The organism is Selenomonas sp. AB3002, assembly GCF_000702545.1.
In the GTDB taxonomy this organism is placed as follows: Bacteria; Bacillota; Negativicutes; order Selenomonadales; family Selenomonadaceae; genus Selenomonas_B; species Selenomonas_B ruminantium_A.
The window spans coordinates 461,655-473,445 of sequence record NZ_JNIO01000002.1 but is presented as its reverse complement, the minus strand read 5'-3'; the positions used below and the strand labels follow the sequence as shown (position 1 = coordinate 473,445).

11 protein-coding genes are annotated in these 11,791 nt (G+C 54.9%); 9 read left to right on the top strand and 2 right to left on the bottom strand.

Features of this window, described 5'->3' with window-relative positions; genetic code table 11:
• Positions 1 to 73 precede the first annotated feature (73 nt).
• The 6 genes from P159_RS0102515 to alr all read left to right on the top strand — a co-directional run bounded on the left by P159_RS0102515 (position 74) and on the right by alr (position 5,921).
• On the top strand, positions 74 to 1,030 hold the full coding sequence (locus tag P159_RS0102515) for a DUF1385 domain-containing protein (RefSeq protein WP_029541127.1): 957 nt from the start codon (positions 74 to 76) through the stop codon (positions 1,028 to 1,030).
• Positions 1,031 to 1,047: 17 nt separating this feature from the next.
• Positions 1,048 to 2,115: a peptide chain release factor 1 gene (prfA, locus tag P159_RS0102510; protein ID WP_029541126.1), complete on the top strand. Its 1,068-nt coding sequence runs from the start codon at positions 1,048 to 1,050 to the stop codon at positions 2,113 to 2,115.
• Position 2,116: 1 nt separating this feature from the next.
• Positions 2,117 to 2,983, top strand: a complete 867-nt coding sequence (gene prmC, locus P159_RS0102505) for a peptide chain release factor N(5)-glutamine methyltransferase (RefSeq protein ID WP_029541125.1) — start codon at positions 2,117 to 2,119, stop codon at positions 2,981 to 2,983.
• 129 nt (positions 2,984 to 3,112) lie between these two features.
• Entirely contained in the window at positions 3,113 to 4,171 is a 1,059-nt protein-coding gene (locus P159_RS0102500; protein ID WP_029541124.1) for an L-threonylcarbamoyladenylate synthase, read from the top strand.
• 15 nt (positions 4,172 to 4,186) lie between these two features.
• Positions 4,187 to 4,690 carry a Gx transporter family protein gene (locus tag P159_RS0102495; protein WP_029541123.1) on the top strand — a complete coding sequence of 168 codons (504 nt, stop codon included), beginning with the start codon at positions 4,187 to 4,189 and terminating at the stop codon, positions 4,688 to 4,690.
• Positions 4,691 to 4,805: 115 nt separating this feature from the next.
• The gene (gene alr / locus P159_RS0102490) at positions 4,806 to 5,921 is read left to right on the top strand and encodes an alanine racemase (RefSeq protein ID WP_029541122.1); all 1,116 of its coding nucleotides are present in this window, start codon (positions 4,806 to 4,808) and stop codon (positions 5,919 to 5,921) included.
• Here the strand turns inward: alr and P159_RS0102485 are convergent.
• A complete protein-coding gene (locus P159_RS0102485) occupies positions 5,918 to 6,439 on the bottom strand; it encodes a hypothetical protein (protein WP_029541121.1) in 522 nt (173 codons plus the stop codon). The genes alr and P159_RS0102485 overlap by 4 nt on opposite strands.
• 378 nt (positions 6,440 to 6,817) lie before the next feature.
• On the opposite strand from P159_RS0102485, the gene P159_RS0102480 reads away from it, so the two are divergent.
• Genes P159_RS0102480 through P159_RS0102470 form a run of 3 tightly spaced genes read left to right on the top strand, consistent with a single transcriptional unit; the run spans position 6,818 to position 10,621 of the window.
• Positions 6,818 to 8,743 carry a sigma 54-interacting transcriptional regulator gene (locus P159_RS0102480; RefSeq protein ID WP_029541120.1) on the top strand — a complete coding sequence of 642 codons (1,926 nt, stop codon included), beginning with the start codon at positions 6,818 to 6,820 and terminating at the stop codon, positions 8,741 to 8,743.
• A 13-nt stretch (positions 8,744 to 8,756) separates the two neighbouring features.
• Entirely contained in the window at positions 8,757 to 9,407 is a 651-nt protein-coding gene (gene trmB, locus P159_RS0102475; RefSeq protein ID WP_029541118.1) for a tRNA (guanosine(46)-N7)-methyltransferase TrmB, read from the top strand.
• Positions 9,408 to 9,442: 35 nt separating this feature from the next.
• Positions 9,443 to 10,621 carry a putative peptidoglycan glycosyltransferase FtsW gene (locus P159_RS0102470; protein WP_029541116.1) on the top strand — a complete coding sequence of 393 codons (1,179 nt, stop codon included), beginning with the start codon at positions 9,443 to 9,445 and terminating at the stop codon, positions 10,619 to 10,621.
• A gap of 67 nt (positions 10,622 to 10,688) precedes the next feature.
• Here the strand turns inward: P159_RS0102470 and P159_RS0102465 are convergent, their stop codons facing one another.
• Positions 10,689 to 11,639, bottom strand: a complete 951-nt coding sequence (locus tag P159_RS0102465; protein ID WP_029541114.1) for an ADP-ribosylglycohydrolase family protein — start codon at positions 11,637 to 11,639, stop codon at positions 10,689 to 10,691.
• Between the last annotated feature and the right edge of the window lie 152 nt (positions 11,640 to 11,791).

The window sequence follows — 11,791 nt, the reverse complement described above, 5'->3', positions numbered from 1 at the left end:
TCAGCCTGTATTCAGATAGATTTGCTAGAATAAGCCCCGTTGTGCAAGTTTTGATTATAGAGGGTGATTTTCTATGAGTGATAGATTGACAGTAGGCGGTCAGGCGGTCATTGAGGGCGTCATGATGCGCGGCCCCGGGGTGACGGCTACGGCAGTGCGTACCCCTGAGGGGAAGATTGAGGTGGAGAAGAAGGAAGTGAACTCCATCTCCGATAGATTTCCTATTCTGAAGAAGCCCATGCTGCGAGGCACTGTGGCTCTTGTCGAGTCTTTGGTCATCGGCATCCGTTCCCTGTCCTATTCTGCCAAGATGGCAGGGGAAGAGGACGAGCAACTGTCTGATAAGGAAATGGCGGGCACCATCATCTTTGCTTTGGTGCTGGCTTCCATTCTCTTCATTGCCATTCCCACGGGGGCGGCCAAGCTGTTCCACTTCATCACCGAGGACCCGGTGTTCCTGAACCTGATGGAAGGCTTCCTGCGGCTCATCATTTTCCTGCTCTACATCTGGGGCATTTCCCGCATGAAGGATATCCGCCGGGTGTTCCAGTACCACGGGGCGGAGCACAAGACCATCCATTGCTATGAGGCGGGAATGCCTCTTACGGTGGAAAATGTGCAGGGGTTCTCCCGGCTCCATCCCCGTTGCGGCACCAATTTCCTGCTCATAGTTATGCTGGTGTCCATTTTTGTCTTTGCTTTTTTGGGCTGGCCGGACTTGGTGAGCCGCATTGCCAGCCGCATCCTGCTGCTACCGGTGGTGGCGGGAATTTCCTATGAGATTATTCGCCTGGCTGGCCGTAGCAAGAATGCCATCATCCAGACTGCCATCATGCCGGGGCTCTGGCTGCAGTATCTCACCACCCGTCCTCCTGAGGACGAGATGGTGGAAGTAGCCATTGAGTCGCTGAAGGCAGTGCTGCCGGAAGAAGAGATTGTGGAAGGCACGGGAAATTATCTGGCCCAGGTAACTGAGGAGAACGGTTCAGAGGAGAATTCTGTGGCCGCAGCAGCTCCCCTGGCTGAGTGATATATGAGGTGAATCAAGTGCTTGCAAAATTACAAGCAGTAGAAGATAAATATCTGGAACTGGAATCCCTGATCAGTGACCCTGACACCATGCAGGACATGGCCAAGTGGCAGGGTTACTCCAAGGAGCACGCCCAGCTGACCCCCATTGTAGAGGCTTACCGTGAGTACAAGAAGGTAAGCGAGGGACTGGCTGAGGACAAGGAAATGCTGGGTGAGGAAAATGACCCGGAGATGAAGCATTTGCTGGAAGCAGAGATTTCGGAGTACAGCCAGCGGAAAGAGGAACTGGAGCAGGAACTGCCCATTCTTCTCTTGCCCAAGGACCCCAATGATGACAAGAACGTCATTGTGGAAATACGGGGCGGCGTAGGAGGAGAGGAGGCAGCTCTCTTTGCCGGCGACCTCTTCCGCATGTATGGCCGTTATGCAGAGAAGCAGGGCTGGCGTACGGAAATCCTGGACAGCAATGCCACGGAAATCGGCGGATTCAAGGAAATCTCCTTTATGGTTACTGGTCAGGGTGCCTATAGCAAGCTGAAATATGAGAGCGGCACCCACCGTGTGCAGCGGGTGCCTGTGACTGAATCCGGGGGACGCATCCATACCTCTGCGGTGACGGTGGCAGTGCTGCCGGAGGCTGAGGAGGTGGAAGTGGATATCGACCAGAACGACCTGCGCATCGATACCTACTGTGCTTCCGGGGCCGGCGGCCAGTATGTCAACAGGACGGAAACGGCTATCCGCATCACCCATTTGCCCACGGGCATCGTGGTGCAGTGCCAGGATGAGAAGTCCCAGCTGAAGAACAAGGAAAAGGCCATGAAGGTTTTGAGGGCCCGCATACTTGATGCAGCCCGTCAGGAGCAGGCAGATGCGGTGGCAGCTGACCGCAAGAGCCAGGTGGGCTCCGGTGACCGCAGCGAGCGCATCCGCACCTATAACTTCCCTCAGGGGAGGGTGACAGACCATCGCATCGGCCTTACCCTGCATCGCATTGATGCCATCCTGGACGGGGACTTGGACGAGCTTTTGAATGGCCTGATTACGGCAGACCAGGCGGAGCGCCTGAAGCAGGTGAAGTGATATGGGAGATAATAACGATATATGGACCATAGGGCGCATCCTGAAGTGGACTGAGCAGTACTTCGGCACGAAGGGCGTGGAATCTCCCCGCCTGGATGCCGAGGTACTGCTTTCCCGTGTGCTGAAGAAGGAGAGGATTTTTCTCTACGTCCACTTTGACCAGCCTTTGGAGGCAGAAGAACTGGCGGCTTACAAGGCTCTGATCAAGCAGCGGGTGGAGCATGTGCCCGTGGCTTATCTGCTGGGGCAGAAGGAGTTTATGGGGCTGAATTTCAAGGTGACCCCAGCCACCCTGATTCCCCGTCCCGATACGGAAATCCTGGTGCAGGCGGCAGTGGAAAGACTGCGGGGCAGGGATAATTGCTCTGTTGCAGATATTGGCACCGGCAGCGGTGCCATCTGCCTGTCGGTGCTGAGTTTTGTGCCGGGAAGCCATGCCGTCACCGTGGATATTTCCTCGGAGGCACGGGCTGTGGCGGAGGAAAATGCCGCCAGTCTGGGACTGGCTGACAGGATTGAGTTCTTTACCGGGGATTTGCTGGAGCCTGTCAAGGATAGGAAGTTTACGGCGATTCTTTCCAACCCGCCGTATATTCCGGAGAAGGATATTGAGGGATTGCAGGCGGAGGTTCGCTGCAAGGAGCCTTATGGGGCGCTGTCTGGCGGCGAGGATGGGCTGGATTTTTATCGGAGGCTTTGCGCAGAGGCTCCGAACCTTCTTGAGGAAGACGGGTTTATGGCTTTTGAGGTGGGGATTGGTCAAGCGGCCGTTGTTGCGAAACTGGCCGAGGAGAATCCGCTTATCAAAAGGACGGAGATTCTTAAAGACTTGGCTGGCATAGAACGTGTAGTTATTGCTTATATTTAAGTTTCGGCTGTTCATTTTCTCTGGCGCAGAGAAAACGAACCAAAAGAGACAGCGGCCTTGCCTTTCATCCATGAAAGCCAACGGCCGCATAACGCCCATCCATGGGCTGAAGATTGAGGGGCTTGGATTGTGCATACTGAGGTAATTAGCATCGATGATGTTAGGTTGCAGAGTAAAGTTTTGAAAAGGGCGGGGGAGATTCTGCGCTCTGGTGGACTTGTTGCGTTTTCAACGGAAACAGTTTATGGGCTGGGGGCCAATGGTTTTGATGGGGAGGCTTGCAAGGGGATTTATCTGGCTAAGGGACGGCCTTCGGATAATCCTTTGATCCTTCATGTGGCCAATCGTGCCATGATTGGGGAGATTGCGGCTGAGATCACGCCTTTGGCGGAGAAGCTGCTGGCGGCTTTCTGCCCTGGCCCTATTACCCTTATCTTGAAGCGCAAGGATATTGTGCCTGATGAGATTACCGGGGGGCTGGATACAGTGGGCATCCGCATGCCGGAAAATGATGTGGCCCGGGCCATGATCAAGGCGGCAGGGGTGCCGGTGGCGGCGCCTTCGGCCAATCTTTCCGGCCGTCCCAGCCCCACCACTGCTGAGGCAGTGCTGAATGACCTGGAAGGGCGGGTGCCACTGATACTGGACGGCGGCCCTTGCGAGTTCGGGGTGGAGTCCACCATTGTGGACTGCACGGGGGAGACGGCTGTCATCCTGCGTCCTGGCGCCATCACGGAGGAAATGCTGGAGGAAGTGGCAGGCAGGGTCATGATTGACCCTGCCCTGGTGGGCAAGGATGCCATTCCCAAGGCCCCGGGCATGAAGTACAAGCACTATGCTCCCAAGGCACCTCTGACGCTAGTTGAAGGTGTACCAGAAAAAATGGCAGGTGCGATGGAAAAGGAACTTCTTGCCCGCAGGAAACGAGGCGAGATAGTAGGCGTTCTGGCCAGCGAAGAAGTGCTGGAAGAACTGGGCAGCCTCCTGCCCGATGATTTAGGCTATTGTTATGGCGCACAGGGAGACCTCCCCGCCATTGCTGCCAGCCTTTATGAAGGTCTGCGGTACTTTGATGATACCGAGGCGGAGAGTTTATTGGCGGAAGGAACGACTTCCGAAGGATTAGGGCTGGCAATAATGAACAGGTTGAGAAAAGCCAGCGGGTTTAACAGCTTGAAGGTAAGGTAACTAGGGGGATTGGGAATGAAGGGGACTTTTCATCTGGTATATCTTTCCCTTCTCCTCTCCCTTTCCTTAACCCTCTTTCTCTTCGAAGGCATGATTCCTATGCCCTTCCTGGCTCCCGGTGCCAAGCTGGGCCTGGCCAATATCATCACGGTCATTGCCCTTTACACCTTGCCATGGCGGGATGCAATGTTGATATTGATATTGCGCATAGCCATAGGCTCCCTGCTGGGAGGAGGCCCTACGGTCATGGCTTACAGCCTGGCAGGAGGCCTCGTGAGCTTCGGCGGCATGCTGGCCCTGAAGCTCACAGGCAGGTTTTCCGTCATCGGCGTGAGTATGGCAGGCGGCTTCCTGCACAATCTGGGACAGCTGGCCATAGCCGCCTGGGCGGTGGAGAGCACAGGCGTGCTCTATTATTTTCCCATTTTGGGCATTTGCGGCATGGTGACAGGAGCGGTGATAGGCTTGCTGGCCGCTGGAATCCTGCCCCGGCTGGCATTTTTGCCGGAGCCGAAGTAAAGAACTGTTATTTTTCCGAGAGAAAGGGCAGATATTCCACTGGAAAATCTGCCCTTTTTGCGGTATGCTTTAACTTGGTTATTATTTTGGAACGTGGGATAAAGGAGCGTTTGTCATGCGTAATCGTGCCACTTGGGCAGAAATAAATCTGAATGCGTTGGAACATAATTACAGGGCCATCAAGTCCTGCATCAAGGGAGATGCAAGGCTCTGCGCTGTGGTAAAGGCTGATGCCTATGGGCATGGGGCCTTGGAGGCTGCCAAGGCAGCTCTCTCTGAGGGGGCGGAGTACCTGGCGGTGGCTACTATTTCCGAGGGCATTGAGCTGCGTGAGGCGGGCATTACAACGCCAATCCTGCTATTGGGTCTTATTTTGCCAGAGGAAGCGGAACTGGTGGTGGAGCATGACATTACCCAGGCAGTCTGCGAACTGCCTTTGGCCCGGGCGCTTTCGGATGCGGCGGTGAAGCAGGGCAAGACGGCCAAGGTCCATTTGAAGGTGGAGACGGGCATGGGGCGCATCGGTGCCCGTCCGGAGGAAATGGCTGCTTTGGCCGCGGCTGTGAGCGAACTGCCCAATCTGGAGATTGAGGGCATGTTCTCCCACTTTGCCACAGCGGATTGTGAGGACAAGACTTTTGCTCAAGAGCAGCTGAGGCGTTTCCTGGCGGCCTGCGAGGCGGTGAAGGCCGTGGGCGTGGAACTGAAAATCCGCCACATTGCCGAGTCTGCCGCCATTCTGGAAATGCCAGAGGCACATCTGGACATGGTGCGGGCGGGAGTTATCCAGTATGGCATGTGGCCCTCTGAGGAAGTCACCCATCCCATAGAATTGAAGCCTGTGATGAAGCTCTGTGCCCAGATTGTCTTCCTGAAGAAGATGCACCCGGGAGAGACTATCGGATATGGCAGGACCTGGGAAGCTAAAAGGGAAAGTCTCGTTGCCACTCTGCCCCTGGGGTATGCGGATGGCTATATCCGCGCCTACGGCAAGGGCGGTGCCAAGGTCCTTATCAATGGAAAGCTTGCTCCCGTAGCAGGGCGGGTCTGCATGGACCAGGTGATGGTGGACGTGACGGATATCCCCGATGTCAAAGAAGGGGACGTGGCCGTGCTTTTCGGTGCGCCGGAGCTGACGGTGGACGATGCTGCCCGGGTTCTGGACACAATAAATTACGAGGTAACCTGCCTTGTTTCGCCCAGGGTACCTCGCGTATATGTGCGGTATTAACTTTTTTCAATAAGCTGGGCCTTCCAGTACTCCAGGTCAGGCTCGTTGAGGGGCAGGTCGATGGTCTGCCCGTTGTCATAGTAGAAGCGGAAACGGACAGTTTCCGCTTTTTTGATGGCTGGCAGGCTGGAGCGGGGCATTTCCACAAAGAGCTTGTTTTCGTACTGGTAGGGATGCTCGGCGTTGACGGCGGAAGTTTCCGGGTCCTGGGCCTCCTCCCGCTCCTGGGGGGAAATCTGCTTCACAGCAGCATTCATTTCCCAGGCGTCTCCATCGGTGTAGAGCACTGCCTGGGGCAGGAGTTTCGCTCCGTCATAGCGGAAGTCCCAGATGGAGAGCACCGCCCCTTCCAGTTTGCCTGTTTCCGTGAAGGAACTCTGGAAGTCTATGCGGCAGTAGGCAGACAGGCTTTCTGCCGTGCGGTGGTCTATGTGGTAGGTATAGGAGAGTCCGAAGATGCCGGCCATGATGCAGATGATGCCAAGGATGAAGATGAAGTTCTTGCAAAAATTGCGCATGTGTTCTGCTCCTCAAGTAAGATTAGTCTGTATAAGTGCTTGATAATTACTTACAGTATTATACCCTAAATAAGAGAATTGCTCAAATTTGCAGGAGATTGTTGACAGAATTTCTACGTCATTACTGTAAACCCCTAACGAATATAGGCAGCATAACGTGTTATTGCTGGTAATATAAGACAAATTTGTAAATTTACTCCATCGTATGTAAAGTTTTTGTAAACTTTTTCCTAAAAGCCGTTGCAGTAGAGGGCTTGTATTGGTAAAATAGGTTTACAATAAAGTTCCTGTGTTTGAAGAATGTGTTAAGGAAGGGAAAATTCCAACACAGGAGTAAGGCCTTGGTGGGATAGGCTCGAAGAATTTAGGAGGAAGAAAATGATCAGAGAGCATCGCAGTAGATCCAAGCTCGAGGCTTATTATCAGAATTACACGGAAAACGGGGTACTGGACCCCAATGTGCATCCCTGGGTGGCGGCTTCCTGGCAGCGTAGTCAGGAACGGGGCGTGAAGCAGGACAAGCTGGATATTTCCCACCGCCTGGACCCGGAGAAATTCCATGAGCTGCAGCAGAGTCACAGCACAGCCATCAGTTATCTGGGACATCTCAGCGAGGGCATCAAGGAGTTCTTCCAGGAGTACAATCTGAGTCTCCTGCTGGTAGATGCGGACTGCGTGGTGTTGAAGAGTTATTCCCTGCCCTTCTATCAGATGACCCCGGGAGAAATCGAGGGCGTGCGGGTAGGCGAGGCTGAGGTGGGTACTTCCTCTATCAGCGTGGCTTACGAGATGAAGGCTCCCTTCTGGATGTTCGGCCCGGAGATGTGGGTGAAGGAATGCCAGCTGGGTGATGCCTGCTCTGCACCTGTCTTCGTCAACGGCGAGTTCCGCTACATCGTGACCCTGGTGTCCATGGAGCCGGTGCCCATGCCACAGGATGCAGTGATTTCCCTGCTTTTCACTATGCGCACCGCCCTTGAGCAGCATCTTGAAGCCGAGCTGCGCATTACGGCGGAAGAAGCTATTCTGGATGCAGCTCCCTTTGCTGTGTACCATGTGCTGCCCGGCGGCGAGGTGGCTTATGCCAATGAGCTGGGCAACAAGCGCCTCAAGGGCATTGGTGCCAAGCATGAGAGCCTGCATGGCAGCCTGCACACCTCCAACCTCAACGACGTGATCCTGAACTACCAGCACACCCCAGTTTCCAAGGGCTTCCGGGGGGTGCCTTCCTACAACAAGGAAGTGACCTGGATTACGCCCTCCAAGACTTATGAGGACATTACCACGGTAGTGCCCTTGGAGAGGGACGAGGACCAGATGGTCCAGAGCGTGGTGGTCATTTCCATGCCCATCGAAGACCTGCGGGTGCTGGTGGCCCACGCAGCAGGCTACACTGCCAAGTACAGCATCAATTCCATGGTAGGCGAGGGCACCACCTTTGCTGCTGTGCGTTCCAAGGCTGAGCGGGTGGCCCGCAACAAGAACCACGTGCTGATCCAGGGCGAATCCGGCACAGGCAAGCAGCGCATGGCCCATGGCATTCATCAGTCCAGCAATCGGGCTGCCGGCCCCCTCATCACCCTGCGCTGTGGGGATACCACGCCAGAGCTTCTGGAGCAGGAACTCTTCGGCGTGAGCCGGGGCAGCGAGGTGAGCCATCAGGGTCGTTTGGAGCTGGCTTCCGGCGGCACCCTGTTCCTGGATGAAATCGAGAAGATGCCCAAGAACATAGCCCGCAAGCTGGCAGAGGCCCTGTCCAGCGGCAAGGCCGCCCGGGTGGGAGATACGGTGGTGCGCAATATCGACGTGCGCATTATTGCCGCCTGCGACAGTGACCTCAAGCGCCTGTCAGAGCGGGGGCTTTTCGATGAGAAGCTCTACGAGATCGTGTCCAAGAGCGTCATTCGCGTGCCGGCTCTCAGGAATCGCCGTGAGGATATCCCCAAACTGGCTGTGCACATCATTGCAGAGCTGGCGGAGCAGCATCAGCTGCCTGTGAAGAAAATCCTGCCGGAGACAGAGGCCAAGCTCTGCCAGTATGAGTGGCCCGGCAATATCAAGCAGCTTCAGAGCGTGCTGGAGTATGCTTTCTTCAACACTCCCGGTGACACTATCCGGGAGCAGGATATTTCTCTCATGGGAGATGTGAAGCCGGACAACAAGTGGAAAGAGGATAAAGAGGTCTTCGTCAAGGCCTGGAAAGCCGCCGGCGGCAATGTGAGCCGGCTTGCGAACCTTTTGGACGTAAGCCGCGTGACCCTCTACCGTTACTTGAAGAAATACGGTTTGGAAACCAAGAGATAAGAGGAGCGAGAAAGTGCGTTTAAGAAGAAAGCCTTGGGTAGACGAGGCCATACATAATTTCGACAGCTTTGTGTTCAGCAAGGATCTGGAAATCGGGGAAGAGAAGAAAGGCCAGTGGGCAGAAATCTTCGGCCGCCAGGCCCCCCTTCATGTGGAGCTGGGTACGGGCAAGGGTGACTTCATCAGCCAGCTGGCAGAAAAGAATCCTGACATCAATTACATCGGCATCGAGATGCAGCAGGATGTGCTCTATTCCGCCGCCAAGAAGATTGCGGCTCTGGAGCTCAAGAATGTCCGCCTGCTGGTCTTTGATATCAACAAGATACAGGATATCTTCGCCCCCGGGGAGGTTGACCGCTTCTACATCAATTTCTGCGACCCCTGGCCCAAGAAGCGCCATGCCAAGCGCCGCCTCACTCATGTGGGCTTCCTGGAGAAGTATCGCGGGCTCCTCAAACAGGGGGGAGAGATTCACTTCAAGACCGACAACAGGCCTCTCTTTGACTTTTCTCTGGAGCAGTTCGAGGAAGCAAAGCTCACAGTGCGGGATGTGTCTTTTGACCTCCATGCGGAGAACCGCTCGGACAATATCATGACGGAGTACGAGCGCAAGTTCAGCGGCTTTGGGGAGAAAATAAACCGCTGTGAGGTTATTTTCCCTTGACGCCTACAGGGCGCCTTGATTGAGGAGGCTTTAGTATGCGTATACGCAAGACTCTGTGGACTAATGACGCAGAGCCTGTGATTGTTATCATGGTCTTGCTGCTGGTGCTGGGAACGCTGAATGTGTTCAGCTCCAGTTTTGTCATGGCCACCATAGATTATGAAAATCCATATTACTTTCTGACCAGGCATCTGATCATGCTGGTGGTGGGGCTGGGGGCCTTTGTCTTCTGCCGCAAGTTCAACTATATGCGCTGGCGCTACCTCATGCCGGGCATGGTGGTCTTCATCATGATAGCTTTGGTGGCGGTGCTCATTGTGGGCACCGAGGTCAATGGTGCCCGCCGCTGGCTCTATGCCGGAGGCGTGGGCTTCCAGCCTGCGGAGTTTGCCAAGCTGATTTCCCTCCTGCTGATGGCGGCTTATCTGTCCTCCAGATTGAAAGCAGGCAAGGCGCCAAGTGTGCTGAATCTGCAGGCGGGGATAATCCTCCTGATGGCTGCGCTGACGGAGCTGGAGCCTGATATGGGCACGGCCCTCATCATAATTGGCGTACCTTTCCTCATGCTGATAGTGGCAGGGGTGCCCATGAGCCAGCTCGTGCCCCTGGGGGGCATCGGCGTGGCGGGGGCCATTGGCCTGATTTTCCTGCAGCCCTACCGGCTGGAGCGCATCAAGGTCATGTTCGACCCTTGGGCAGATGCCCAGGGCAAGGGCTACCAGACAGTGCAATCCCTGTCCACCATCGGCTCCGGAGGTTTTTGGGGTATGGGGCTGGGCTCCGGGGTCAGCAAGTACGACTACCTGCCGGAAGCTCACACGGACTTTGCCTTCGCCATCTTCTGCCAGGAGCATGGTTTCCTGGGGGCTATGCTGATTTTCTTCTTGTTGGCAGTATTGCTCTTGTATTGCATACGCATTGCAAATAAAGCCAATGATGAATTTGGCCAGATGCTGGCCCTGGGCATCATGTTGCTGATCCTGGGACAGGGCATTGCCAACGTGGCCATGGTAGGCGGCCTCCTGCCCGTGGTAGGCGTGCCCCTGCCTTTCATCAGCTATGGCGGCTCCTCCCTGATAGTCACCATGTGTGCCATGGGGATACTACTGAATGTCTGTGACCACAGCAAAGACAATAAGGAAGAACAGCCGGAATCTCCGCCCAGGGAACGAAAGAAAATAGAGAGCAAGCCTGAGCTTCATTTAGTGAAGTAAGGCAAAAATGTGGGGACTGCCAGATTAGGCAGTCCCCATTTTGCTGTACGTGCAAGTGATGTAATTTTTAACGGAGGAAATCAAGGCATAAGTTATCGATATAATCACATTTGGCAAGTGTGCTTTTCCATTCAGCAGGGATGGAATCCCTGCCGTAGGCCAGCCCGGCAAGACCTCCTGCAATGGCAGCTATCGTGTCCGTGTCATTGCCCAGGTTGACAGCTTTCAGCACGCAGCTGGCGTAGTCCTTGCTGTTGAGCAGGCACCAAATGACCGCTTCCAGGGTATGTACTACATAGCCGCTGCTTTGGATGGCGGCTTCGGGGAGGGCGGCAAAAGCGTCCAATTCCCAAAGGCGTCCATAGGTGGAGAGTTCTGAGCTGAAGGCAGCAGACTTTTCATAAAATGCACGGGCGGAGGCAAGCCCTTCGCTGATGGCAGAGGCAAGAGAGCGTCCTTCCAGCAGGTTCAGGGCAATGAGAGTATAGATGCCGCAGGCCATCTGGCTGCGGGTATGAGCGTGGGTGAGGCAGGAGAGCTTATGGGCAGCGTCTAGTATGTCACTGACTGAGGTCAACTGCTGCCGGTGCAGATAAAGGGCCAGAGGTGCAATGCGCATCAGTGAGCCGTTGCCGTTGTCCTGTTCGCCCTTGCCGCCGCACTCAAGGGGAGGCGTGCCCTGTTCGTAGCGTGCTATGGCCTCTTGGGTAGCTATGCCCACATCGAAGACAACGCCTGTGGCGGTAAATTCTGCCTGATGCAGCCAGTGGGTGAAGTTTTCCATGATGTCCAAGTAGTCGATGGTCTTGCGCCTGCTCAGGCTTCCCAGCAGGCAGAGGGTCATACTGGTATCGTCCGACCAGGTGCCCGGCGGCTGATAGTGGGTGCCGTAGCCGCGCATTCCCAGGACAGGATCCTGGGAAAGTTCTTCCCGCGATTGGAATTCCACGGGGACTCCCAAGGCATCACCTATGGCACCGCCTGTTATCATGGCTCGGATGGCATTGAAGTCTGTCATGTAAATCCTCCTCCTTGAAAAAAGTATACCATAGACGGCAGCAAGACCTCAAACTTGTAGCGAAGCATATATCCTTTATGCTAAAATGAAGGAACAGAATATCGAATGGCTTTATGATGTGAAAGAATTTGCATAAAACAAGATGAAATATT